The organism is Streptomyces longispororuber, assembly GCF_024448165.1.
GTDB classification, from domain to species: Bacteria; Actinomycetota; Actinomycetes; order Streptomycetales; family Streptomycetaceae; genus Streptomyces; species Streptomyces longispororuber_A.
Genome location: NZ_JAMOLN010000108.1, coordinates 1 through 24,419, shown reverse-complemented (window position 1 = coordinate 24,419; position 24,419 = coordinate 1). Strand labels below are relative to the sequence as shown.

Here is a 24,419-nt window from a genome sequence, read left to right as displayed (position 1 = left end):
GGGACCGGCGCTTTGCGGTGCAGCCCCTCTTTTGACCCCCGTACAAGCAGGAGCCGGAGATGTTCGAGGCCGTCGAGGACCTGATCGGTGAGCACGCCGACCTGGAGAAGAAGCTCGCGGACCCGTCGGTCCACGCGGACCAGGCGAACGCGCGCAAGCTGAACAAGCGTTACGCCGAGCTCACCCCGATCGTCGCGACGTACCGCTCCTGGAAGCAGACCGGCGACGACATCGAGACGGCCAAGGAACTGGCCGCCGACGACCCGGACTTCGCGGCCGAGGTCAAGGAGCTCGACAAGCAGCGCGAGGAGATCACCGAGAAGCTGCGGCTTCTCCTGGTGCCCCGTGACCCGTCCGACGACAAGGACGTCATCCTCGAGATCAAGGCCGGCGCCGGCGGCGACGAGTCGGCGCTCTTCGCCGGCGACCTGCTGCGCATGTACCTGCGGTACGCGGAGCGCGTCGGCTGGAAGACCGAGATCATCGACTCCACCGAGTCCGAACTGGGCGGCTACAAGGACGTCCAGGTCGCGGTGAAGACCAAGGGCGGCAACGGCGCGACCGAGCCCGGCCAGGGCGTCTGGGCCCGCCTCAAGTACGAGGGCGGCGTGCACCGCGTGCAGCGCGTGCCCGCGACCGAGTCGCAGGGCCGCATCCACACCTCCGCCGCCGGCGTGCTCGTCACGCCCGAGGCCGAGGAGGTCGACGTCGAGATCAACATGAACGACCTGCGCATCGACGTCTACCGCTCGTCGGGCCCGGGCGGGCAGTCCGTCAACACGACGGACTCCGCCGTCCGCATCACCCACATCCCCACGGGCGTCGTGGCCTCCTGCCAGAACGAGAAGAGCCAGCTGCAGAACAAGGAGCAGGCGATGCGTATCCTGCGCTCCAGGCTTCTTGCCGCGGCGCAGGAGAAGGCCGAGGCCGAGGCAGCCGACGCCCGTCGCAGCCAGGTCCGCACCGTGGACCGCTCCGAGAAGATCCGCACGTACAACTTCCCGGAGAACCGCATCTCGGACCACCGAGTCGGCTTCAAGGCGTACAACTTGGACCAGGTGCTCGACGGTGAGCTCGACGCCGTGATCCAGGCGTGCGTCGACGCGGACTCGGCAGCCAAGCTCGCCGCCGCGTAACCCGCGCAAGCCCCGTACAACAGATCGCCCCGGAGGACCAGCGTGAACCTGCTGCTCGCGGAAGTGGCCCAGGCCACCCAGCGGCTGGCCGACGCCGGCGTGCCCTCGCCGCGCAACGACGCGGAGGAGCTCGCCGCGTTCGTGCACGGTGTCAAGCGGGGCGAACTGCACACGGTGAAGGACACGGACTTCGACGCCCGGTACTGGGAGGCGACCGCGCGCCGCGAGGCGCGCGAGCCGCTCCAGCACATCACCGGGCTCGCGTACTTCCGCTATCTGGAGCTCCAGGTGGGCCCGGGCGTCTTCGTGCCGCGCCCGGAGACCGAGTCGGTCGTCGGCTGGGCCATAGACGCCGTGCGCGCGATGGACGTCGTCGAGCCGCTGATCGTCGATCTCTGCACGGGCTCGGGGGCCATCGCCCTCGCGCTCGCGCAGGAGGTCCCGCGCTCGCGCGTACACGCCGTGGAGCTGTCCGAGGACGCCCTCAAATGGACGCGGAAGAACGTCGAGGGGTCCAGGGTCGACCTGCGCCAGGGAGACGCTCTGACGGCCTTCCCCGACCTCGACGGGCAGGTCGACCTCGTCGTCTCGAACCCGCCGTACATCCCGCTCACCGAGTGGGAGTACGTCGCCCCCGAGGCCCGCGACTACGACCCGGACCTCGCGCTGTTCTCCGGTGAGGACGGCCTCGACCTGATCCGCGGCATCGAGCGCACCGCCCACCGCCTGCTCCGCCCCGGCGGCGTCGTCGTCATCGAGCACGCGGACACCCAGGGCGGCCAGGTGCCGTGGATCTTCACCGAGGAGCGGGGCTGGGCGGACGCTGCCGACCACCCCGACCTCAACAACCGGCCGCGGTTCGCGACCGCCCGCAAGGCGATGCCGTGACCGATCACCGTTACGTATACGAGCAGTTCGAGCAGGAGGCCCGCTAAATGGCACGGCGTTACGACACCAACGACGCGACCGACCGCTCCACCGGTCTGCGCGAAGCCGCGTCCGCCGTCCGCCGCGGCGAGCTGGTCGTGCTGCCCACCGACACCGTCTACGGGATCGGCGCCGACGCGTTCACGCCCGAGGCCGTCGGTGACCTCCTGGAGGCCAAGGGCCGCGGCCGCACCATGCCGAGCCCCGTGCTGATCGGCTCCCCGAACACGCTGCACGGCCTCGTCACGGACTTCTCCGAGATGGCCTGGGAGCTCGTCGACGCGTTCTGGCCCGGCGCCCTCACGCTCGTCGCCAAGCACCAGCCGTCCCTCCAGTGGGACCTGGGGGAGACCCGTGGCACCGTCGCCGTCCGCATGCCGCTGCACCCGGTCGCCATCGAGCTGCTCACCGAGGTCGGCCCGATGGCCGTCTCCTCCGCCAACCTGACGGGACACCCGGCTCCCGAGGACTGCGACGCCGCGCAGGAGATGCTCGGCGACTCCGTCTCCGTCTACCTCGACGGCGGTCCGACCCCGGGCATCGTCCCGTCGTCGATCGTCGACGTGACGGGGAAGGTCCCGGTGCTGCTCCGCGAGGGCTCGCTCACCGCGGACGAGCTGCGCAAGGTCGTACCCGACCTCGAGGTGGCGAATTGACAGCCCCTGAGACGGGGCGTGGCATAGGCAACGAGGCCATCGAGTACGGGGAGCCCCTGGTGCTCCCCGGCGATTCCTTCCGCATCCTCCACGTCAGCACCGGCAACGTGTGCCGCTCGCCGATCACCGAGCGGCTGACCCGGCACGCCCTCGCCGAGCGGCTCGGCGACCGGCTGGCCGGCGGGCTCGTCGTGGAGAGCGCGGGCACCTGGGGCCACGAGGGCGCCCCCATGGAGGCCAACGCCGAGACGGTCCTCGCCGACTTCGGCGCGGACCCCTCCGGCTTCGTCGGCCGCGAGCTCCTGGACGACCACGTCATAAGGGCCGACCTGGTCCTGACGGCGACCCGCGACCACCGCGCGCAGGTCATCTCGATGGGCCACAGCGCGGGCCTGCGCACGTTCACGCTGAAGGAGTTCACGCGGCTCGTGCAGGCCATAGACCCGGCCACGCTGCCCGACGCCCTGGAGGCCGGCGTGGTGGAGCGCGCCCGCGCCCTGGTGCGGGCCGCGGCGGCTCTACGCGGGTGGCTCCTGGCCCCGTCCGTCGAGGCCGACGAGGTGTACGACCCGTACGGGGCCCCGTTGCCGTTCTTCCGGTCGGTGGGCGGCGAGATCAGCGAGGCGCTCGACCCGGTGGTCAGCGCGCTGACGGGCGTCAAGCGCTAGAGCCCCGTGACGTGAGGCCGGGCGGCCGCACCCCTTCGGATCTACATTGGTAGGCACCCCCTCCCACCGCGAGGCCCGGAGCCGAAGATGCCGGTGATCACCGAACCAGCCGCCCTGGACGCGCTGCGCCGCCAGGACCCCGAGATGGCTGAGGTCCTCCTCGGGGAGGCGGCCCGCCAGGCCGACTCCCTCCAGCTCGTCGCGGCCGAGAACTTCACGTCGCCCGCGGTCCTCACCGCCCTCGGCTCCCCGCTGGCCAACAAGTACGCGGAGGGCTACCCCGGCGCCCGCCACCACGGCGGCTGCGAGCTCGTCGACGTGGCCGAGCGGATCGCGGTCGAGCGGGCGAAGGCCCTGTTCGGCGCAGAGCACGTCAACGTGCAGGCGCACAGCGGCTCGTCGGCCGTCCTGGCCGCGTACGCGGTCCTGCTGCGCCCGGGCGACACCGTCCTCGCCATGGGCCTGCCGTCCGGCGGTCACCTCACCCACGGCTCCCCGGCGAACTTCTCGGGCCGCTGGTTCGACTTCGTGCCGTACGGCGTCGACCCGGAGAGCGGGCTCATCGACTACGACCAGGTCCGCTCGGTCGCCCGCGCCCACCGCCCCAAGGCCATCGTGTGCGGCTCGATCTCCTATCCGCGGCACATCGACTACGCGGCCTTCCGCGCGATCGCCGACGACGTGGGCGCCCATCTCATCGCGGACGCGGCGCACCCCATCGGGCTCGTCGCCGGGGGAGCGGCCCCGAACCCGGTCCCGTACGCCGACATCGTCTGCGCGACCACGCACAAGGTGCTGCGCGGCCCGCGCGGCGGCATGCTGATGTGCTCGGCGGAGCTGGCGGACCGGGTGGACCGGGCGGTGTTCCCGTTCACGCAGGGCGGCGCCCAGATGCACACGATCGCCGCGAAGGCGGTCGCGTTCGGCGAGGCGTCGACGCCGGCCTTCACCGCGTACGCCCACCAGGTCGTCGGCAACGCCCGGGTGCTGGCCGGTGCCCTGGAGGCGGAGGGCTTCGCCGTCACCACGGGTGGCACCGACACCCATCTGGTCACGGTCGACCCGGCACCGCTCGGCGCGGACGCCCAGGAGGCCCGCGGCCGGCTGGCCTCCGCCGGCATGGTCCTGGACACCTGCGCGCTGCCCTACGGCGAGGGCCGCGGCCTGCGCCTGGGCACCGCGGCCGTCACCACGCAGGGCATGGGGGAGGCGGAGACGGCCCGGATCGCAGTGCTCCTGTCGGGTGTCGTGCGTGACGTACTCGACGTCCGCACGGTGCGCGAGGAGGTCCGCGAGCTGGCCGGAAGATTCCCCCCGTATCCGGCCGGATAACGGGTAGACGGCCCCGCGAGACACCCGGTGCGCGTATCAGGACCGTCACTCGTGCAACCATCGTCGCTACCCGGAAGTCCCCAACCCTAAGCACGCAAAGCTAGGGTGTGGGGCTGAGATGGCCAGCGATACCTGTGGGGAAGCCCGTGCGTGAATACCTGCTGACGCTCTGCATCACGGCCGCGGTGACCTATCTGCTCACTGGCCCGGTGCGGAAGTTCGCGATCGTGGCCGGTGCCATGCCGGAGATCCGTGCGCGTGACGTGCACCGAGAACCCACGCCGCGGCTCGGCGGTATCGCCATGTTCTTCGGACTGTGCGCGGGCCTGCTGATCGCCGACCACCTGACCAACCTGAACCGGGTCTTCGAGTCGTCGAACGAACCCCGGGCGCTGCTCTCCGGCGCGGCCCTGATCTGGCTGATCGGCGTCCTGGACGACAAGTTCGAGATCGACGCGCTGATCAAGCTGGGCGGCCAGATGATCGCCGCCGGCGTGATGGTGATGCAGGGTCTGACGATCCTGTGGCTGCCGATCCCGGGCGTCGGCCAGGTCTCCCTGACCCAGTGGCAGGGCACGCTCCTCACCGTCGCGCTCGTCGTGATCACCATCAACGCGGTGAACTTCGTGGACGGCCTCGACGGGCTCGCGGCGGGCATGGTGTGCATCGCCGCCGCCGCGTTCTTCCTGTACGCGTACCGGATCTGGTACGGCTACGGCATCGAGGAGGCGGCCCCGGCCACGCTCTTCGCGGCGATCCTGATGGGCATGTGCCTGGGCTTCCTGCCGCACAACATGCACCCCGCCCGGATCTTCATGGGCGACTCCGGCTCGATGCTCATCGGCCTCGTCCTCGCGGCCGCCGCGATCTCCATCACGGGACAGGTCGACCCCGACGCCCTCAAGCTCAACCTCGGCGGGTCCACCCGTGACGCCACCCACGCGATGCTCCCGGTCTTCATCCCGCTGGTGATGCCGCTGACCATCATCGCGATCCCGTTCGCGGACCTGGTGCTCGCGATCGTGCGCCGCACCTGGAACGGCCAGTCGCCGTTCGCCGCCGACCGGGGCCACCTCCACCACCGGCTCCTGGAGATCGGCCACTCGCACTCCCGCGCGGTGCTGATCATGTACTTCTGGTCGGCGCTCATCGCCTTCGGCGCGGTCGCGTACTCCGTGCACTCCGCGTCCGGCATGTGGGTCGTGCTGACGATCGTCGCGCTCAGCTTCGTCGGCCTCGTGCTGCTCCTGCTGCCGCGCTTCACGCCGCACACACCGCGCTGGGCCGAGCACCTGGTGCCGCCCCGGTACCGGCGCCGGTCGAAGGCCGTGCCGGAGGCCACGGAGGCCCAGGAGGCCCCCGACGGCGACGAACCGGAGCGCACGCCCGTCCCCGCAGGAGTCAACGGAGCGACGGCAATTGGCGCCCGTTCTCGCTTCACGGATCGGCGTAAAGCCGGGTCGTCACGCTGACGCGGCACTTCTAAAGTGCCCCAATAGCAGACAAGTTGACCCACGTGGTGCACAGACGCGCAGGTTCCCTCTCACGTGTGACGGTTGGCACACCATCTAGGTAAAGACCGCATCAAATAGTTTGTGATACCGTTCACGAAACCCGGGGATAGAGCCGAAGGACCGTAGTGCGACGGTCTCTTGGCCCGAAAGTCACTCTCGGCCCCGGACTACGCTCGTCCATGACGACACCCTGCCCCCATCAATAAGCGGAGCTGCCGCCATGCCGTCCACCGACGCACGGACTCTTTTGCAAGCCCTCGTCCCCACCGCCATCGCCGGCGTGATTGCCGCGGTGATCAGTGGTGTGGTTGCGGGCGGCAAGGGTGCCGTCGGTGCGATCGTCGGCACGCTGCTGGTCATCGCTTTCATGGGCATCGGGCAGGTCGTGCTCTTCCGGACGGCGAAATCGCTTCCGCAGCTGTTCCAGGCGATGGGCATGATGCTCTACGTCGCCCAGCTGCTGCTGCTCCTGATCTTCGTGGCGATCTTCAAGGACACCACGCTGTTCAACCCCCGGGCCTTCGCCGCCACCCTGGTGGCCACCACTGTCGTGTGGATGGGCTTCCAGGCCCGCGCGCACCTCAAGGCGAAGGTCCTCTACGTCGATCCCGAAGCGGCGAACGGCTCTGACAAGAGCGAGAACCCTGAGAAGACCGGGTCTTCGTCGTGAGGGGTAGGGGCGGGATAAAGGGGCTTTCGAGATGCTGCTATCGTCCGGTGCCAACTGCGGCATCGCTGGCGCGGGCATCTGAGCTGACGCCTGCACGATCGCGAGGCTCACTGCCTGCCCGCCGCCCCCACACCCGAAACACCAGACCGGTGCCGATCCGCGGCTGCGCGCCGCACCGACACAACGAGGTTGCCGTACTTATGCGTCACGCCGAAGGAGCCCGCGGTGAGTGCTGACACGACCCAGCTCGCGTTTGACTGGAGCTGTCGGATCATGTCCGACAACGGGTGTGGCTTCCCGGCGCCGGGCCTGCACTCCTTCCTGTTCCAGCCGATCTTCACCGTCGGTGGGTTCGAGTTCAACAAGGTGATGCTGCTCGCCCTGCTGACCTCCCTCGTGGTCGTGAGCTTCTTCTACGCCGCGTTCGGTCGCGCCAAGGTCGTCCCGGGCAAGGCCCAGATGATCGGCGAAGCGGGCTACGACTTCGTGCGCCGCAGCATCGTGTACGAGACGCTCGGCAAGCGTGAGGGCGAGAAGTACGTCCCCCTCATGGTCTCGCTGTTCTTCTTCGTGTGGATCATGAACGTGTGGTCCGTGATCCCGCTGGCGCAGTTCCCGGTCGCCTCGGTCATCGCGTACCCGGCCGTCCTGGCGATCATCGTCTACGTCCTGTGGGTCTCGCTGACCTTCAAGCGCCACGGCTTCGTGGGCGGTTGGAAGAACATCGTCGGCTACGACCCGTCGCTCGGCCCGATCAAGTGGCTCGTCTCGTTCATCGAGTTCTTCTCGAACCTGCTGGTCCGCCCGTTCACGCACGCGGTGCGACTCTTCGCCAACATGTTCGCCGGCCACCTCATGCTCGTGATGTTCACGGTCGCCTCCTGGTACCTGCTGAACGGCTGGATGGTCCCGGCCGCGGGCGTCTCCTTCGTCATGACGATCGTCATGATCCTCTTCGAGCTTTTCGTGCAGGCCGTTCAGGCGTACGTCTTCGTGCTCCTTGCCTGCTCGTACATTCAGGGCGCTCTCGCCGAGCACCACTGAGCCAACCCGCCAGCAGTACCCCCCGATTCGTCCGGTGGCCAACCCCCACCGGCCCTTGAAAGAGAAGGAAGAACCGGCATGTCCGCTCTCCAGACCCTCGCCGCCGAAGGCCTCCACGGCTCCACTGGTTCGATCGGTTACGGCCTTGCCGCCATCGGCCCCGGCATCGGCGTCGGCATCGTGTTCGGTAAGGGCACCGAGGCGCTCGCCCGTCAGCCCGAAGCCGCTGGTCTGATCCGCGCCAACCAGATTCTTGGTTTCGCCTTCTGTGAGGCGCTCGCCCTCATCGGCATCGTTATGCCGTTCGTGTTCGGTAAGTAATCACCTCTTACTGACACGATTCGACGAAAGGCACTGATGTGATCGCCAACCTGGTTGCTCTCGCGGCCGAGGAGGAGCAGAACCCGCTCATCCCGCCCGGTCCCGAGCTGCTCGTCGGCACCCTTGCCTTCGCCATCGTCTTCTTCTTCTTCGCCAAGAAGCTCCTCCCGCGTATCAACAAGACGCTGGAAGAGCGCCGCGAGCTGATCGAAGGCGGTATCGAGAAGGCCGAGGCCGCCCAGACCGAGGCCCAGAGCGTTCTTGAGCAGTACAAGGCTCAGCTCGCCGAGGCTCGGCACGAGGCCGCGCGGCTGCGCCAGGAGGCGCAGGAGCAGGGCGCCGCTCTCATCGCCGAGATGCGCGCGGAAGGCCAGCGGCAGCGTGAGGAGATCATCGCCGCCGGTCACTCGCAGATCGAGGCCGACCGCAAGGCCGCCGCTCAGGCGCTGCGTCAGGACGTGGGCCAGCTGGCCACCGACCTGGCCGGCAAGCTCGTCGGCGAGTCCCTCGAGGACCACGCCCGGCAGTCGCGCACGATCGACCGTTTCCTCGATGACCTCGAGGAGAAGGCAGAGGCTGCTCGATGACCGCCCACGGAGCGAGCCGCGAGGCCCTCGCCGCCGCGCGTGAGCGCCTGGACGCGCTGACCGACAACACGTCGGTCGACGCCAAGGCCCTCGCCGGCGACCTGGCCGCGGTGACCGCGCTGCTCGACCGCGAGGTGTCGCTGCGTCGGGTCCTGACCGACCCGGCGCAGGCCGGCGACGCCAAGGCCGAGCTTGCGGGCCGTCTGCTGGGCGGCCAGATCGGTGGCGAGTCCGCCGACCTGGTGGCCGGCCTGGTCCGCTCCCGGTGGTCGGCCTCGCGCGACCTGGTCGACTCCCTGGAGGAGCTGGCCAACACCGCGGACCTGACCGCGGCGCAGAAGTCCGGTGAACTCGACGACGTCGAGGACGAGCTGTTCCGGTTCGACCGGATCGTCGGCTCCAACACCGAGCTGCGCGCCGCTCTGACCGACAAGGGAGCCTCGGCCTCGGCCAAGGGCGCCCTGGTGAAGCAGCTCCTCGGCGGCCGGGCCAAGCCCACCACCGAGCGGCTCGTCGGGCGCCTTGTGACCGCGCCCCGGGGACGTAGCCTGGAAGCGGGACTCGAGTCCCTCTCCAAGCTCGCCGCCGAGCGCCGGGAGCGCATGGTGGCGGTCGTCACCACGGCGGTCCCGCTGAGCGACCAGCAGAAGCAGCGCCTGGGCCAGTCCCTGGCGAAGCTCTACGGCCGCCAGATGCACCTGAACCTGGACGTGGACCCCGAGGTCCTCGGCGGGATCAAGGTGCAGGTGGGTGACGAGGTCATCAACGGCTCCATCGCGGACCGCATCGAGGACGCCAGCCGCCGCATGGCCGGCTGACGCCTCACCACGTACGAAATACGGCCCTAGTTGGGCCGTGCAGAGGATTCCTGGGGGCTGACCCCAGACCCCAAGAACACTTCGGGCCCAACAAGGAGAGCAGGGAACCCAGATGGCGGAGCTCACGATCCGGCCGGAGGAGATCCGGGACGCGCTGGAGAACTTTGTCCAGGCGTACAAGCCGGACGCGGCCTCGCGCGAGGAGGTCGGTACGGTCACCGTGGCCGGCGACGGCATTGCCAAGGTGGAGGGTCTTCCCTCGGCCATGGCGAACGAGCTGCTGAAGTTCGAGGACGGCACCCTGGGTCTCGCCCTCAACCTCGAGGAGCGCGAGATCGGTGCGGTCGTCCTCGGCGAGTTCAGCGGTATCGAGGAGGGCCAGCCGGTCACGCGTACCGGTGAGGTCCTCTCCGTCGGCGTCGGCGAGGGCTACCTCGGCCGCGTTGTCGACCCGCTCGGCAACCCGATCGACGGCCTCGGCGAGATCGAGACCAGCGGCCGACGCGCGCTTGAGCTGCAGGCCCCGGGCGTCATGGCCCGTAAGTCGGTGCACGAGCCGATGGAGACGGGCTACAAGGCCGTCGACGCGATGACCCCGATCGGCCGTGGCCAGCGTCAGCTGATCATCGGTGACCGTCAGACCGGCAAGACCGCCCTGGCCGTCGACACGATCATCAACCAGCGTGACAACTGGCGCACCGGCGACCCGTCGAAGCAGGTCCGCTGCGTCTACGTCGCCATCGGTCAGAAGGGCTCCACCATCGCCTCCGTGCGTGGTGCGCTCGAAGAGGCCGGTGCCCTGGAGTACACGACCATCGTCGCCGCCCCGGCGTCCGACCCGGCCGGCTTCAAGTACCTGGCGCCGTACACCGGCTCGGCCATCGGCCAGCAGTGGATGTACGAGGGCAAGCACGTCCTCATCATCTTCGACGACCTCTCGAAGCAGGCCGACGCCTACCGCGCCGTGTCCCTGCTGCTCCGCCGCCCGCCGGGGCGCGAGGCCTACCCGGGTGACGTCTTCTACCTGCACTCGCGTCTCCTCGAGCGCTGCGCGAAGCTCTCGGACGAGCTGGGCGCCGGTTCGATGACGGGTCTGCCGATCGTCGAGACGAAGGCCAACGACGTCTCCGCGTTCATCCCGACCAACGTCATCTCCATCACCGACGGTCAGTGCTTCCTGGAGTCCGACCTCTTCAACGCCGGTCAGCGTCCCGCGCTGAACGTCGGTATCTCGGTCTCCCGAGTCGGTGGCTCCGCCCAGCACAAGGCGATGCGTCAGGTCTCCGGCCGACTCCGTCTCGACCTGGCCCAGTACCGCGAGCTGGAGGCGTTCGCCGCCTTCGGTTCCGACCTGGACGCCGCGTCGAAGTCCCAGCTGGAGCGCGGTCAGCGCCTGGTCGAGCTGCTCAAGCAGGCTCAGTACCAGCCGATGGCCACCGAGGACCAGGTCGTCTCCATCTGGGCCGGTACCAACGGCAAGATGGACGAGGTTCCGGTCGTCGACATCCGCCGCTTCGAGCGTGAGCTGCTCGACTACCTGCACCGCAAGGAGCAGGGCCTGATGACCTCCATCAAGGAGGGCGCCAAGATGTCGAACGACACGATCCAGGCCATCGACGACGCGGTCGCGGAGTTCAAGAAGCAGTTCGAGACCTCGGACGGGAAGCTTCTCGGCGAGGACGCTCCGGCCGCCGCCGGTAAGTGACGACGGAAGGGACCTGACTCATGGGAGCCCAGCTCCGGGTCTACAAGCGTCGCATCCGGTCCGTCACCGCGACCAAGAAGATCACCAAGGCGATGGAGATGATCGCCGCCTCGCGCGTCGTCAAGGCGCAGCGCAAGGTGGCGGCCTCCACGCCGTACGCGACCGAGCTGACGCGCGCGGTCACGGCGGTGGGGACCGGGTCGAACACCAAGCACCCGCTGACGACCGAGGCGGAGACGGCGACCCGTTCCGCGGTTCTGCTGCTCACCAGCGACCGCGGTCTGGCCGGCGCCTTCAACTCGAACGCGATCAAGGCCGCGGAGCAGCTCACCGAGCGGCTCCGGGCCGAGGGCAAGGAGGTCGACACGTACATCGTCGGCCGCCGTGGTCTGGCCCACTACAACTTCCGCGAGCGCAAGGTCGCGGAGTCGTGGTCGGGTTTCACCGACGAGCCCACGTACGCGGACGCCAAGACGGTCGCGGGCCCGCTGATCGAGGCCATCGAGAAGGAGACGGCGGACGGCGGCGTGGATGAACTCCACATCGTCTACACCGAGTTCGTCTCGATGATGACGCAGACGGCGGTCGACGGCCGTCTGCTGCCCCTCAGCCTCGAAGAGGTCGCGGAGGAGTCCTCGTCCAAGGACGAGATCCTTCCGCTGTACGACTTCGAGCCGTCGGCGGAGGACGTCCTCGACGCCCTGCTGCCGCGCTACGTCGAGAGCCGTATCTACAACGCGATGCTCCAGTCGGCTGCCTCCAAGCACGCCGCCACGCGCCGCGCGATGAAGTCGGCGACCGACAACGCGGGAGAGCTGATCAACACGCTCTCCCGACTTGCCAACGCGGCCCGCCAGGCCGAAATCACCCAGGAAATCAGCGAGATCGTCGGTGGCGCCAGCGCCCTGGCCGACGCGACCGCGGGGAGTGACAAGTAATGACGACCACTGTTGAGACGGCCGTTGCCACGGGCCGCGTCGCCCGGGTGATCGGCCCGGTCGTCGACGTGGAGTTCCCCGTCGACGCGATGCCGGACATCTACAACGCCCTGCACGTCGAGGTCAACGACCCGGCGGAGGACGGCAAGAAGAAGACCCTGACGCTCGAGGTCGCCCAGCACCTCGGTGACGGCCTGGTCCGCGCGATCTCCATGCAGCCCACCGACGGTCTGGTCCGCCAGGCCCCGGTGACCGACACGGGTGCCTCCATCACCGTGCCGGTCGGCGACTTCACCAAGGGCAAGGTGTTCAACACCCTCGGCGACGTGCTGAACGTCGACGAGCAGTACACCGGTGAGCGCTGGGGCATCCACCGCAAGGCGCCGAACTTCGACGAGCTCGAGTCGAAGACCGAGATGTTCGAGACCGGCGTCAAGGTCATCGACCTTCTCACCCCGTACGTCAAGGGTGGAAAGATCGGTCTGTTCGGTGGTGCCGGCGTCGGCAAGACGGTGCTCATCCAGGAGATGATCTACCGCGTCGCCAACAACCACGACGGTGTCTCCGTGTTCGCCGGTGTCGGCGAGCGCACCCGTGAGGGCAACGACCTCATCGAGGAAATGGCCGACTCGGGCGTCATCGACAAGACCGCGCTGGTCTTCGGTCAGATGGACGAGCCGCCGGGCACCCGTCTGCGCGTGGCCCTCGCGGGTCTGACCATGGCGGAGTACTTCCGCGATGTGCAGAAGCAGGACGTGCTGTTCTTCATCGACAACATCTTCCGCTTCACGCAGGCCGGTTCCGAGGTCTCGACCCTGCTGGGTCGCATGCCCTCGGCCGTGGGTTACCAGCCGAACCTGGCCGACGAGATGGGTCTCCTCCAGGAGCGCATCACGTCGACCCGTGGTCACTCGATCACGTCGATGCAGGCCATTTACGTGCCCGCGGATGACCTGACCGACCCGGCCCCGGCGACGACCTTCGCCCACCTCGACGCGACGACGGTTCTCTCCCGTCCGATCTCCGAGAAGGGCATCTACCCGGCCGTGGACCCGCTGGACTCCACGTCCCGCATCCTGGACCCCCGCTACATCGCGGCGGACCACTACAACACGGCCATGCGTGTCAAGACGGTCCTGCAGAAGTACAAGGACCTTCAGGACATCATCGCGATCCTCGGTATCGACGAGCTCGGCGAGGAGGACAAGCTCACCGTCCACCGCGCCCGTCGCGTGGAGCGCTTCCTCTCCCAGAACACCCACGTCGCCAAGCAGTTCACCGGCGTCGACGGGTCGGACGTCCCGCTGGACGAGTCGATCGCGGCCTTCAACGCGATCATCGACGGCGAGTACGACCACTTCCCGGAGCAGGCGTTCTTCCTGTGCGGTGGCATCGAGGACCTCAAGGCCAACGCCAAGGAGCTCGGCGTCTCCTGAAGCCGGTGACGCAAGTCGCTGACTTGCGGCTGACTTCTTGACGGGGGGCGGGTGTCCCGCCCCCCGTCGTACGCCCACTAGACTTTGACCCAACACCCGGCAGCGGAGTGCCGCCGGGTGGTGACCCGAGGAGCCCACCTTGGCTGCTGAGCTGCACGTCGAGCTCGTCGCCGCGGACCGCAGTGTCTGGTCCGGCGAGGCCACCCTGGTCGTCGCGCGCACCACGTCCGGCGACATCGGCGTCATGCCCGGTCACCAGCCGCTGCTCGGTGTGCTGGAGTCGGGCCCGGTGACGATCCGTACGACCGACGGCGAGACGGTCGTGGCTGCTGTCCACGGCGGTTTCATCTCGTTCGCGGACAACAAGCTGTCGCTGCTGGCCGAGATCGCCGAGCTGTCGGACGAGATCGACGTCCAGCGTGCGGAGCGGGCACTGGACCGCGCCAAGTCGGACGCGGACGCGTCCGCCGAGCGGCGCGCCGATGTCCGTCTGCGTGCGGTGGCGGCCCGCTGACCCCAGCGAGCCCTATGACGTACCTCAGCCGCGGCCCAGGCCGGAGATGACCTCCGGACCGGGTCGCGGCTGAGGCGATCCATCACTGTTTTTGCTGTTCCGTTATCAGGCGTTTGAATCCGTCGCGAAGCGAGGAGGTCGGTGCAGATGGTCCTCGTTCTCGTGCTGTGCGTAGTCGCGGTCGTCGTACTCGTATTGCTGGGGCTCTTCGTCTTCGGCCTGCGGCGCCGGCTGATCCAGCGGTCCGGCGGGACGTTCGACTGCTCGCTGCGGTGGGACGCGCCCGGGCCGGACGCGGACGACACCTCCGGCAAGGGCTGGGGGTACGGGATCGCCCGCTACAACGGCGACCGCATCGAGTGGTTCCGCGTCTTCTCCTACGCGCCCCGGCCGCGGCGGATCCTCGAACGGGCCGCCATCGAGGTCACCGGGCGGCGGGCTCCCGAGGGCGAGGAGGAGCTGGCGCTCCTGTCCGACGCGATCGTCCTGGCCTGTACGCACCGTGGCTCCCGGCTCGAACTAGCGATGAGCGAGGACGCGCTGACCGGTTTCCTGGCGTGGCTGGAGGCGGCTCCGCCGGGGCAGCGGGTCAACGTGGCGTGATCTTCGGGTGCGGGCAGTGAGACGTGGAAGAAGCCGGGCTGGTGGGGGGCGTTCCCACCAGCCCGGCTTCGGCTTTGAAGGGGTGAGCGTTACTTCAGGCCGGAGTCGATCGCCGAGACCAGCTCACCGTTGGACGTGTCGCCGGAGAATTCCCAGAAGAACGCGCCGCCCAGGTTCTGCGACTTCGCCCAGCTCATCTTCGAGCCGATCGTCGCGGGGGTGTCGTACGACCACCAGTCGGAGCCGCAGTACGCGTACGCCGTGCCGGCCACCGTGCCGTTCGACGGGCACTTGGTCTTGAGGACCTTGTAGTCCTCGATGCCCTGCTCGTACGTGCCGGCGGCGGGACCCGTCGCCGTGCCGCCCGGCTCCTTCTGCGTGACGCCCGTCCAGCCGCGGCCGTAGAAGCCGATGCCGAGCAGGAGCTTCGCGGCCGGGACCCCCTGGGCCTTCAGCTTGGCGATCGCGTCGGCCGAGTCGAAGCCGGCCTGCGGGATGCCGGAGTACGAGGTGAGCGGGGAGTGCGGGGCCGTCGGACCCTTGGCGTCCCAGGCGCCGAAGAAGTCGTAGGTCATGACGTTGTACCAGTCGAGGGACTGCGCGGCGCCCGCGTAGTCGGTCTTCTCGATCTTGCCGCCCGCCGAGCCGTCGGCGGTGATGGCGGCGGTGACCAGGTTGTTCGCGCCGAACTTGGTGCGCAGCGCGGAGGTGAGCCCCTTCAGCGCGGCGGGACCGGAGGTGTCGCAGGTCAGGCCGCAGGCGTTCGGGTACTCCCAGTCGATGTCGATGCCGTCGAAGACGTCGGCCCAGCGCGGGTCCTCGACCAGGTTGTAGCAGGACTCGGCGAACGCGGCCGGGTTCTTCGCCGCCTCACCGAAGCCGCCGGACCAGGTCCAGCCGCCGAACGACCACAGGATCTTGAGGTTGGGGTGCTTGGCCTTCAGCTGGCGCAGCTGGTTGAACGCGCCGCGCAGCGGCTGGTCCCAGGTGTCGGCGACGCCGGAGACGGAGTTGGCCGCGGTGTAGGCCATGTCCGTGTCGGCGTAGGCGTCGCCCATGGTGCACTTGCCGCCCTGGACGTTGCCGAAGGCGTAGTTGATGTGGGTGACCTTGGCCGCCGAGCCCGACGTCTCCAGGTTCTTCGGGAAGTACTGGCGGCCGTAGACGCCCCAGTCGGTGAAGTAGCCCAGCTTGACCTTGTCACCGGTGCCCGGGTTGCCGGGGTCGGTGCCGCCGCCAGTGGTGTGGACCTTGACCGAGCCGGAGGCCGGGCCGGTCTGGTCGGCGGTGTCGCGGGCCTGGACCGTGTACGAGTAGTCGGTGCCCGCGGTCAGCCCGGTGTCGGTGTACGTGGTGCCGGTGACCGTGGCGACCTTGGCGCCGTCGCGCAGCACGTCGTAGTTCTTGATGCCCTTGTCGTCGGTGGCGGCCGACCAGGAGAGCTTCGCGGAGGTGTCGGTGATGGCGGAGGCGGTCGGGGTGCCGGGGGCGGTGGGGGCCGCGTCGCCGGGCACGTCGCCGCCGTCGCAGGAGGCGCCGTTGAGCTTGCAGCCGCTGGGGGCGCCGGCCCCGGAGCCGTTGAAGCCGAAGGAGACCGAGGCGCCGGGGGCGAGCGTCCCGTTCCAGGAGAGGTTCTTCGCGGTCCAGTGGTCGGCGGAGTTGGTGACGGTCGCGTCCCAGGCCGACGTCACCTTCGTGCCGGACGGGAAGTCCCACTCGACGGTCCACGAACTGACCGCCGTGGTACCGGAGTTCTTGATCGTCCACTTGCCCTCGAAGCCGGTGCCCCAGTCCTGGGTCTTGGCGTACGTGGCGGTGACGGCGGTGGCCTCGGCGGCCGCGTGGGAGGGGGTGGCGAGGCCGACCAGTGCGGCGGCGGGCAGCAGGAGGGTGGTGAGAGCGGCGGTGGTTCTGTGCCGAAGTCGCTGTCTGGGTACGTCGGTTGAGCGCATCGAGTGCTCCTCGGGGGTTCCGGGGTCCGTGATGGGGGTGGATCCCTGCGACGCCCATGAGCACCGGAGTGGGGGAATGTGCTCACCGCAGTGCGGCGAGAATAGAAAGGTCTGGACCATCGGTCAAGGTCTAAACCAATTACGGGTTTCGGCCAACCTTCGGAAACCCCTAGAGCCCCAACTCCTGCGCCAGCACCGCGGCTTGCACCCGGCTGCGCAGATCGAGCTTGCCGAGGAGGCGGCTGACGTGGGTCTTCACCGTCGCCTCCGCCATGTCGAGGCGCCCGGCGATCTCGGCGTTGGACAGCCCCTCGCCGAGGCAGGACAGGACCTCGCGCTCGCGGCGCGTGAGCGTCTCCAACTCCGGCGGAGCAGTGGGCGGTTCGGGCTGCTGCGGGGCCGCGGCGAACTCCGCGATCAGCCGGCGGGTCACGGCCGGCGCGATCAGGCCCTCGCCGCGCGCCACCGTCCGGACGCCCTCGATCAGGTCCTTCGCGTCGGTGTTCTTGAGCAGGAACCCGGACGCCCCCGCCCGCAGCGCCCCGAAGACGTACTCGTCGAGGTCGAAGGTGGTGAGCACCAGGACGTCCGCGAGGGCCTCGCCGACCACCACGCGGGTGGCCGAAACGCCGTCCAGACGTGGCATCTGCACATCCATCAGGACCACGTCGGGCCGGAGCTCGCGGGCCAGCGCCACCGCCCGCTCGCCGTCCTCCGCCTCGCCGACCACCTCGATGTCGGGCGCGCTGTTCAGGATGAGCACCAGGCCGGAGCGGACGGCGGACTGGTCCTCGGCGACGAGCACACGGATCACGTGGACTCCCTTTCCGGTACGGGGTTCTCCAGCGGCAGGACGGCACGCACCCGCCACACCTTGTCCCCGGCCGCACCGCCGGGATCCGCGCCCAGCGGGCCCGCCTCGAACGTGCCGCCGAGCAGCGCCGTGCGCTCGCGCATGCCGACGAGCCCGGCGCCCGAGCCGGGTGCGCGCGGCCCGTCCCGGTCACCGTACGGGCTGGTGACCCGGACCTCGATCCGGTCGTCCGACCGCTCGACGGCGACCGTGACCCGGCCCGCCGAGGCGTGCTTGAGGGCGTTCGTGAGCGACTCCTGCACGATGCGGTAGGCGGCGAGCTCGACCGGCGCGGGCAGGCCGGTGGTGGTCCCGGTCAGGGTGAGGACGGCGTCGAGCCCGTTCGTGCGGGCGTGCTCGACCAGCGCGGAGAGTCCGTCCAGGGTGGGCGCGGCGACCGGCTCCGTGTCGCCGCTCGAATCGCGCAGGATGCCGATGAGCCGGCGCATCTCGGCGAGCCCGTCGACGCTGTTCTCGCGGATCGTCTCCAGCGCGGTACGGGTCGTCGCTGCGTCGTCGATGGACAGCGCGGCGGTGGAGTGGATCGCGATCGCCGAGAGGTGGTTCGCGACCATGTCGTGCAGCTCGCGCGCCATCCGCGCCCGCTCCGCCGTCACCGCCTGGGTGCGGTCCATCTCGGCCAGCAGCGCGGTCTGCTCGGCCCGCAGCCGCTCCGCCGCGGCCGTCTCCCGGTGGTTGCGCACGAGGACGCCGGTGGTCGCGGGCGCGAACGTGATCAGCCCGACGGCGACCCCGATCAGCAGCGCCTCGGGCTGCCGCCACACGGCGAGGGCGCCCAGCGTCGAGCCGGCGGTCAGCAGCCCGCTGCCGACGGGGATGCGGCGGGCCGCGGCCGGGGACCCGTACAGGACGGCCGCGTACACCAGGTCCGTGTACATCAGGACCGTCGCCAGACTGCCCTGGGTGCACTGGTCGGCGGCGAGCACGAGGGTGCCGGCGCACAGCGCGAACCACGGCCGGGTGCGCCGCAGCAGCTCCAGGCCCGCCATGGCGGCCAGCGGCACCAGCAGCCAGGAGCCGTTGAACAGCCGCCCGGGATTCATGCCGAGCCCGAAGGCCCACAGGACCAGGCCGCCCAGCAGCCCGACCACGGCGATCCGGACGTCGTCGCGGTGCGGCGGGCGGGTGCGGGCGAGCTGCATGACTCCATCCAACACGTCCGCGGTGCGCCGGGCACGGTGCCGCGGGACGAAGCCGCACGGGTCCCGCTACATCGAAGGATGCAGTCCCGGTTCGTCTCCTGCGACGACGATCACGCGGCGTTCGGCGGGGACGCTGGAAGCGGGGAACGAGAGGAGCCCACCGTGATCGTCACGCTGATCGTCATCTGCGAGGTCGCCTTCTGGGTGCTGCTGGCCGGGGGACTCGCGCTGCGCTACTGGGCGAAGATGCCGCGGGCCGGCGTCGCGGTGCTGCTGTGCGAGCCCCTCCTGGAGGTGCTGCTCTTCGTCGTCACCGCCATCGACCTCAAGAACGGCGCCGAGCCCGACTGGAAGCACGGCCTGGCCGCCGTCTACATCGGCTACTCCATCGCGCTCGGCCACTACACGATCAAGTGGGTCGACGTCCGCGTCGCCCACCGCTGGGCGGGCGGCCCGCCCCCGACGACGCCCCGGTACGGAGTCCCGCGCGCGATCCACGAGTGGAAGCTGGCCGCGCGCTGGATCGCCGCGGCGGTCATCGCCCTCGGGCTGCTGCAGGGCGCCATCTGGTACGTCGGCGGGGACGGCTCGACCAGCTCCCTCGTGGCGTGGCAGCAGAAGATGCTGTTCCTGATCGCCATCAACCTGGTCATCGCGCTGAGCTACACGGTGTTCCCGAAGAAGGAGCCGGCCGGGTTGTCGTCCGGACGCGGGTGAGGGTGTCTAGCGCTCGCCGCCCGGCACCCACAGCACGTCCCCGACCTCCTTGTTGGCCGTACGGGCCAGGATGAACAGGAGGTCGGAGAGGCGGTTGAGGTACGTCGCCGTGAGGGGGTTCATCGTGTCGCCGTGGACCTCGAGCGCCGCCCACGTGGAGCGCTCGGCCCGTCGGACCACCGTGCACGCCTGGTGCAGCAGGGCCGCGCCGGCGGTGCCGCCCGGCAGGATGAAGGAGCGCAGCTTCTCCAGCTCCGCGTTGAAGCGGTCGCAGTCCGCCTCCAGCTTGTCGACGTAGAACTGCTCCACGCGCAGCGGCGGGTACTCGGGCTCGGCGACGACCGGCGTGGAGAGGTCGGCGCCGACGTCGAACAGGTCGTTCTGGACGCGCGTCAGCACCGTCACGACCTCCTCCGCCAGGCCGCCGAGGGCGATCGCCGTGCCGAGGACCGCGTTGGCCTCGTTGGCGTCCGCGTACGCCGAGATCCGCAGATCCGTCTTGGCGGTGCGGCTCATGTCGCCGAGGGCGGTGGTGCCCTTGTCTCCGGTACGGGTGTAGATGCGCGTCAGGTTGACCATGCGGCCAGCCTAGTTATGCGCCCGCCCGGCGGAAGACACGTGTGCCCACCGTCACGGCGAGCGCCGCGAAGGCGAGCGCGACCAGGGACCCGTAGAGCATGTGTGCCGTCGCGTACTCGCCCACGTACGCGTCCCGCATCGCGTCGACGAGATAGCGGACCGGCATGACGTGCGAGAGGACGTCCAGCCAGCCGGGCGCGAGCGCCATCGGCAGCATCAGTCCCGACAGCAGCATCGACGGCATCGCGACCGCGTTGACGACGGGGCCGAACTCCTGCGGCGTGGCGACCCGGAGCGCGAGCGCGTACGACAGCGAGGCGAGCGAGACCGTCAGCAGGGCGACGAAGCCGAAGCCGATCAGGATCCCGGCGAGCGGTGCCCGCAGCCCCATCGCCAGCGCGGCCAGCACCAGCAGCACGGCCTGGAAGAGGAAGAGCGCGGTGTCGCGCAGCACGCGGCCGAGCAGCAGCGCGAGCCGGCTGACCGGCGTGACGCGCATCCGCTCCACGACGCCGTTGTTCTTCTCCAGGATCACCGAGAACCCGGCGAACGAGGCGCCGAACAGGCCGAGTTGGAGCAGCAGTCCGGGCACCAGGACCTGCCAGGAGCTGCCCGCGGCGCTCAGCGGCAGATCGGTCAGCAGCGGTCCGAAGAAGAGCAGGTACAGCAGCGGCATCAGGATGCCGAAGAGGATCTGGAACTTGGAGGAGAGGGTCTGGCGGGCGTACCGCCCGAAGATCAGCAGGGTGTCCGTGGTCAGGGTCCTCATGTCGCTCACACCGCCACCGGGGTCGTGTCCACCGGTGCGGGCCCGCGGCCGGTGATCGCCAGGAAGGTCTCCTGCAGCGTCGCGTCGATCGACCCGCCGTGCGCCAGCTTGAGGGCGCTCGGGGTGCCGTCGGCGGCGACGACTCCCTTGTCCACCACGACGATCCGGTCCGCGAGGGCGTCCGCCTCGTCCAGGTAGTGCGTGGTCAGGAAGACGGTCGTGCCGTGCTCGTCGCGCAGCCGGCGCACCAGGTCCCACAGGTCGGCACGGCTGCCGGGGTCGAGCCCGGTCGTCGGCTCGTCCAGGAAGAGGACCCGGGGGCGGTGGGTGAGCCCGAGGGCGATGTCGAGGCGGCGCCGCTGGCCGCCGGAGAGCGCGGCCGTCCTGCGGTCCAGGAGGTCGGTGAGGCCGAGGTCGGCCGCCAGCTCCTCGGCGCGGTCGGCCGCCTGAGTCCGTGTCAGGCGGTAGAGGCGGCCCTGGGTGACCAGCTCCTCGCGCACCGAGACGTTCGGGTCGACGCCGCCGGACTGGGCGACGTAACCGACCGCGCGGCGCACCCCCGCCGGGTCGGTCACGAGGTCGTGGCCCGCGACGGTGGCCGCGCCGCCGGTGGGCGCCAGCAGGGTCGTGAGCATCCGCAGGGTCGTGGTCTTGCCCGCGCCGTTCGGACCGAGGAAGCCGAGGATCTCGCCGGCTCCGACGCGCAGGTCGACGCCGCGGACCGCCTCGACGGGGCCGCGCCTGGTGGTGAAGGTCCGGGCGAGCCCGGACGTGCTGATGACTGCCATGCGGAACAGAAAAACAGAGTCACTTAAATTTTGCAACGTCCCCAAAAATTAAGTGAAGCCAGCGAACGGCTAGGATCGACCCATGGCAGAAGGGCTCAGGGAGCGGAAGAAGCGGCAGACCAGGCAGTACATCTCCGACGTGGCGACCGGGCTCTTCCTGGAGCGCGGCTTCGACGCGGTGACCGTCGCGGAGGTCGCGGACGCCGCCGACGTCTCGGTGAACACCGTCTACAACTACTTCCCGGCCAAGGAGGACCTGTTCCTCGACCGCAGCTCCGGCGTCGTCGACCGGATGTCGCGCTGGGTGCGCGGCCGCGACACGGGGGAGTCCGCGGCGGCCGCCGTCCTGCGCGAACTGCGCGGCGAGGTCGAGGCGGTGTCCCCGCGTGTCGGCCTGATGGACGGCTACCAGCAGTTCATGCGGGTGCTGCACGACGCGCCGACGCTCAGGTCCCGGATGTGGCGGCTGTCCCAGGAGGTCCTGGAGAACATCGAGGCGACCCTGCGCGAGGAGGTCGGCGCCGACCCGGCCGACACCCTGCCGACCCTGGTCGCCGGCCAGATCAACTGGGTGCACCAGACCGTCATGGGCGAGATCGGCCGCCGCATGATGGCGGGCGGCAGGCCCGCCGAGGTCTCTCGCGAGATGCTCGGCCTGCTCGACGAGATCGAGGAACTCCTGAGCGGCAAGGTGCTCAACTACGCCGTACGCGGCGCCTGATGACCCAACCCGGTGTGATGTCCGTCATTCGAGACGTGACGCGCATCTCTAAGCGGTCACACGGCCCCTCACGGACGCTAGGGTCCGCAAAAGAGCAACGTAAAAAGCGGGTAAGCGGTTAAGGGGAGTCGCACGTGGCAGGGAAGCTCGCCGTCATCGGAGCCGGTCTCATGGGATCCGGTATCGCCCAGGTCTCCGCCCAGGCGGGCTGGGACGTCGTCCTGCGCGACGTCACCGACGAAGCCCTCCGGCGCGGCACCGACGGCATCAAGGCGTCGTACGACAAGTTCGTGAGCAAGGGGAAGCTCGCCGCCGAGGACGCCGAGGCCGCACTCGCCCGCATCACCACGACCACCGATCTGGACGCCGTCGCCGACGCCGACATCGTCGTCGAGGCCGTCTTCGAGAAGCTCGAGGTCAAGCACGAGATCTTCCGCACGCTCGACAAGATCGTGCGGGACGACACCGTGCTCGCCTCGAACACCTCCGCCATCCCGATCACCAAGATCGCGGCCGTCACCGAGCGGCCCGAGCGGGTCGTCGGCGCGCACTTCTTCTCGCCCGTGCCGATGATGCAGCTGTGCGAGCTGGTCCGCGGCTACAAGACGAGCGACGAAACCCTCGCCACCGCACGGGAGTTCGCCGAGTCCGTCGGCAAGACCTGCATCGTCGTCAACCGCGACGTGGCCGGCTTCGTCACCACCCGTCTCATCTCGGCCCTCGTCGTCGAGGCCGCGAAGCTGTACGAGTCGGGCGTCGCCACCGCCGAGGACATCGACATCGCCTGCAAGCTCGGCTTCGGACACGCGATGGGGCCGCTGGCCACCGCCGACCTGACCGGCGTCGACATCCTGCTGCACGCGACCGGGAACATCTACACGGAGTCGCAGGACGAGAAGTTCGCGCCGCCGGAGCTGATGCGCCGGATGGTTGACGCCGGTGACATCGGGCGCAAGAGCGGGCAAGGGTTCTACAAGCACGGCTGAATCGTGCACGCCTGACGCCATGTCACCCCTCGGGGTGAATTCGGTATCGGTTCGCTTACAGACGGCAACTTCTGGCCCCTCCGGCCAGTCAGTTGCAGTGACATACCCAGATCACATGGATACCTCTCGTCACTATTTGATTGCACGGGGAGCGCATATGCACATCAGGGGCGACCACGTCGAGCTGGTCGTCGGGGGCCGCCTCGACGTCCGCAGCGCGGCGGACGCCCGTACGGTCCTGCACACCGCCGTCGACGACGGCATCGGTGACCTGGTGCTCGACCTGTCCGAACTCGACTCGTGGGACGCGACGGGGCTCGGCGTCATCATGGGCGCCCACCGGCGGGCCGGGCGCTGCGGGCGCCGGCTCGTGCTGCGCGGGGTGCCGCCCCAGATGCAGCGACTCCTCGTGGCGACCCGGCTGCACCGGATCCTGGCCATCGAGGGCGGCATCGGCGTCGAGTCGCTGCCGCGCGTCTGACCCAAGCTGCCGCGCGTCTGGCCCAAAGGGTTCGCAACGGCCCGGAAGGGCCCCCAAGCGGACCACAACGGCCCACAGGGAATGAACCGTTCATTCCTGTGGGAAGCGCTCACAATCCTCACGAGACTGTGACGTCCCGGGCGGGGCGGTACCCCGGGTGTTCGTAGATACTTGGTGAAGGTCTAGGGTTCGGTCGCCCGCGGTACGACACCCGCCGCGCGGGCACCGGACCAGAAGCGACAGCGCAGTGTGCACAGGCCGGGAGGGGCAAGCGGCACACCACGCTTTTGGGGGGCTTTGACCATGGACCCGATGAACCGGGGACCGGAAGATTTCAGCCAGGACCGGCACGACGACACGTCTGCCGCCGGCGGCCGCCAGCGTCCGCCGCGCGATCCGCTCACACCCGACTTCGGCCAGCCCGCGCCCGCGCTCGCACGCACCGTGCAGCTCGTGTCCGGCGACTACCTCCTGACCGTCAACCCTGTCGACGGCAGCGAGATCGAACCCTGCCCGCCGGGCGAGCGCCCCGGCAGGCCCG

General features: G+C 69.5%; 27 protein-coding genes. 21 read left to right on the top strand and 6 right to left on the bottom strand.

All coding sequences use genetic code 11. The features are described from left to right. The first annotated feature begins 59 nt into the window (after positions 1-59). The 16 genes from prfA to M4J07_RS27295 all read left to right on the top strand — a co-directional run bounded on the left by prfA (position 60) and on the right by M4J07_RS27295 (position 14,869). A complete protein-coding gene (prfA, locus tag M4J07_RS27370) occupies positions 60-1,136 on the top strand; it encodes a peptide chain release factor 1 (protein ID WP_255975787.1) in 1,077 nt (358 codons plus the stop codon). 42 nt (positions 1,137-1,178) lie between these two features. Beyond that, positions 1,179-2,024, top strand: coding sequence for a peptide chain release factor N(5)-glutamine methyltransferase (gene prmC / locus M4J07_RS27365; protein ID WP_255975785.1), 846 nt, complete (start codon positions 1,179-1,181; stop codon positions 2,022-2,024). Between the two features lie 47 nt (positions 2,025-2,071). Continuing rightward, the gene (locus M4J07_RS27360; RefSeq protein ID WP_255975783.1) at positions 2,072-2,719 is read left to right on the top strand and encodes an L-threonylcarbamoyladenylate synthase; all 648 of its coding nucleotides are present in this window, start codon (positions 2,072-2,074) and stop codon (positions 2,717-2,719) included. Continuing rightward, entirely contained in the window at positions 2,716-3,387 is a 672-nt protein-coding gene (locus M4J07_RS27355) for an arsenate reductase/protein-tyrosine-phosphatase family protein (protein ID WP_374215088.1), read from the top strand. The genes M4J07_RS27360 and M4J07_RS27355 overlap by 4 nt, the downstream gene beginning before the upstream one ends. A gap of 87 nt (positions 3,388-3,474) precedes the next feature. Further along, a complete protein-coding gene (glyA, locus tag M4J07_RS27350; RefSeq protein ID WP_255975782.1) occupies positions 3,475-4,719 on the top strand; it encodes a serine hydroxymethyltransferase in 1,245 nt (414 codons plus the stop codon). 146 nt (positions 4,720-4,865) lie between these two features. Then, a complete protein-coding gene (locus M4J07_RS27345; RefSeq protein ID WP_255975780.1) occupies positions 4,866-6,191 on the top strand; it encodes an MraY family glycosyltransferase in 1,326 nt (441 codons plus the stop codon). A 262-nt stretch (positions 6,192-6,453) separates the two neighbouring features. Next, the gene (locus M4J07_RS27340) at positions 6,454-6,903 is read left to right on the top strand and encodes a hypothetical protein (RefSeq protein ID WP_255975778.1); all 450 of its coding nucleotides are present in this window, start codon (positions 6,454-6,456) and stop codon (positions 6,901-6,903) included. A gap of 273 nt (positions 6,904-7,176) precedes the next feature. Beyond that, positions 7,177-7,947, top strand: a complete 771-nt coding sequence (atpB, locus tag M4J07_RS27335; protein WP_255975776.1) for a F0F1 ATP synthase subunit A — start codon at positions 7,177-7,179, stop codon at positions 7,945-7,947. Positions 7,948-8,025: 78 nt separating this feature from the next. Further along, positions 8,026-8,268 carry an ATP synthase F0 subunit C gene (atpE, locus tag M4J07_RS27330; protein WP_255975775.1) on the top strand — a complete coding sequence of 81 codons (243 nt, stop codon included), beginning with the start codon at positions 8,026-8,028 and terminating at the stop codon, positions 8,266-8,268. Between the two features lie 38 nt (positions 8,269-8,306). After that, a complete protein-coding gene (locus tag M4J07_RS27325) occupies positions 8,307-8,855 on the top strand; it encodes a F0F1 ATP synthase subunit B (protein WP_255975773.1) in 549 nt (182 codons plus the stop codon). Then, the gene (locus M4J07_RS27320; RefSeq protein ID WP_255975771.1) at positions 8,852-9,673 is read left to right on the top strand and encodes a F0F1 ATP synthase subunit delta; all 822 of its coding nucleotides are present in this window, start codon (positions 8,852-8,854) and stop codon (positions 9,671-9,673) included. The genes M4J07_RS27325 and M4J07_RS27320 overlap by 4 nt, the downstream gene beginning before the upstream one ends. A gap of 112 nt (positions 9,674-9,785) precedes the next feature. Then, on the top strand, positions 9,786-11,378 hold the full coding sequence (gene atpA, locus M4J07_RS27315; RefSeq protein WP_255975769.1) for a F0F1 ATP synthase subunit alpha: 1,593 nt from the start codon (positions 9,786-9,788) through the stop codon (positions 11,376-11,378). A 20-nt stretch (positions 11,379-11,398) separates the two neighbouring features. Next, positions 11,399-12,316 carry a F0F1 ATP synthase subunit gamma gene (locus M4J07_RS27310; RefSeq protein ID WP_255975767.1) on the top strand — a complete coding sequence of 306 codons (918 nt, stop codon included), beginning with the start codon at positions 11,399-11,401 and terminating at the stop codon, positions 12,314-12,316. Further along, positions 12,316-13,752, top strand: a complete 1,437-nt coding sequence (atpD, locus tag M4J07_RS27305) for a F0F1 ATP synthase subunit beta (RefSeq protein ID WP_255975766.1) — start codon at positions 12,316-12,318, stop codon at positions 13,750-13,752. Before M4J07_RS27310 ends, atpD begins: the two co-directional genes overlap by 1 nt. 139 nt (positions 13,753-13,891) lie before the next feature. Beyond that, entirely contained in the window at positions 13,892-14,266 is a 375-nt protein-coding gene (locus tag M4J07_RS27300) for a F0F1 ATP synthase subunit epsilon (protein ID WP_255975764.1), read from the top strand. Positions 14,267-14,413: 147 nt separating this feature from the next. Continuing rightward, entirely contained in the window at positions 14,414-14,869 is a 456-nt protein-coding gene (locus tag M4J07_RS27295) for a DUF2550 domain-containing protein (protein ID WP_255975762.1), read from the top strand. An 89-nt stretch (positions 14,870-14,958) separates the two neighbouring features. On the opposite strand, the gene M4J07_RS27290 is transcribed toward M4J07_RS27295, so the two are convergent. The 3 genes from M4J07_RS27290 to M4J07_RS27280 all read right to left on the bottom strand — a co-directional run bounded on the left by M4J07_RS27290 (position 14,959) and on the right by M4J07_RS27280 (position 18,837). Continuing rightward, a complete protein-coding gene (locus tag M4J07_RS27290) occupies positions 14,959-16,821 on the bottom strand; it encodes a glycoside hydrolase family 18 chitinase (protein WP_255975760.1) in 1,863 nt (620 codons plus the stop codon). A gap of 169 nt (positions 16,822-16,990) precedes the next feature. Beyond that, entirely contained in the window at positions 16,991-17,635 is a 645-nt protein-coding gene (locus tag M4J07_RS27285; RefSeq protein ID WP_255975758.1) for a response regulator, read from the bottom strand. Next, complete coding sequence (locus M4J07_RS27280; RefSeq protein WP_255975757.1) at positions 17,632-18,837, bottom strand: sensor histidine kinase; 1,206 nt, start codon at positions 18,835-18,837, stop codon at positions 17,632-17,634. Before M4J07_RS27280 ends, M4J07_RS27285 begins: the two co-directional genes overlap by 4 nt. A gap of 162 nt (positions 18,838-18,999) precedes the next feature. Between M4J07_RS27280 and M4J07_RS27275 the strand changes: the two genes are divergently transcribed. Continuing rightward, positions 19,000-19,554, top strand: a complete 555-nt coding sequence (locus M4J07_RS27275; protein WP_255975755.1) for a hypothetical protein — start codon at positions 19,000-19,002, stop codon at positions 19,552-19,554. Positions 19,555-19,560: 6 nt separating this feature from the next. Here M4J07_RS27275 and M4J07_RS27270 read toward each other — a convergent pair whose 3' ends face one another. Genes M4J07_RS27270 through M4J07_RS27260 form a run of 3 tightly spaced genes read right to left on the bottom strand, consistent with a single transcriptional unit; the run spans position 19,561 to position 21,690 of the window. Then, positions 19,561-20,133, bottom strand: coding sequence for a cob(I)yrinic acid a,c-diamide adenosyltransferase (locus tag M4J07_RS27270; protein WP_255975753.1), 573 nt, complete (start codon positions 20,131-20,133; stop codon positions 19,561-19,563). A 13-nt stretch (positions 20,134-20,146) separates the two neighbouring features. Continuing rightward, the gene (locus M4J07_RS27265; protein ID WP_255975751.1) at positions 20,147-20,902 is read right to left on the bottom strand and encodes an ABC transporter permease; all 756 of its coding nucleotides are present in this window, start codon (positions 20,900-20,902) and stop codon (positions 20,147-20,149) included. 5 nt (positions 20,903-20,907) lie between these two features. After that, positions 20,908-21,690 (bottom strand): ABC transporter ATP-binding protein, encoded by a 783-nt coding sequence (locus M4J07_RS27260; RefSeq protein WP_255975749.1) that lies wholly within the window; start codon positions 21,688-21,690, stop codon positions 20,908-20,910. An 82-nt stretch (positions 21,691-21,772) separates the two neighbouring features. Between M4J07_RS27260 and M4J07_RS27255 the strand changes: the two genes are divergently transcribed. The 4 genes from M4J07_RS27255 to M4J07_RS27240 all read left to right on the top strand — a co-directional run. Continuing rightward, on the top strand, positions 21,773-22,411 hold the full coding sequence (locus tag M4J07_RS27255; protein WP_255975747.1) for a TetR/AcrR family transcriptional regulator: 639 nt from the start codon (positions 21,773-21,775) through the stop codon (positions 22,409-22,411). Between the two features lie 134 nt (positions 22,412-22,545). Continuing rightward, positions 22,546-23,397 (top strand): 3-hydroxyacyl-CoA dehydrogenase family protein, encoded by an 852-nt coding sequence (locus M4J07_RS27250; protein WP_255975745.1) that lies wholly within the window; start codon positions 22,546-22,548, stop codon positions 23,395-23,397. 157 nt (positions 23,398-23,554) lie between these two features. Then, on the top strand, positions 23,555-23,878 hold the full coding sequence (locus M4J07_RS27245; protein WP_164305133.1) for an STAS domain-containing protein: 324 nt from the start codon (positions 23,555-23,557) through the stop codon (positions 23,876-23,878). Positions 23,879-24,181: 303 nt separating this feature from the next. Beyond that, positions 24,182-24,419: hypothetical protein (locus tag M4J07_RS27240; protein ID WP_255975741.1), on the top strand; the 238-nt coding region annotated here is incomplete at its 3' end.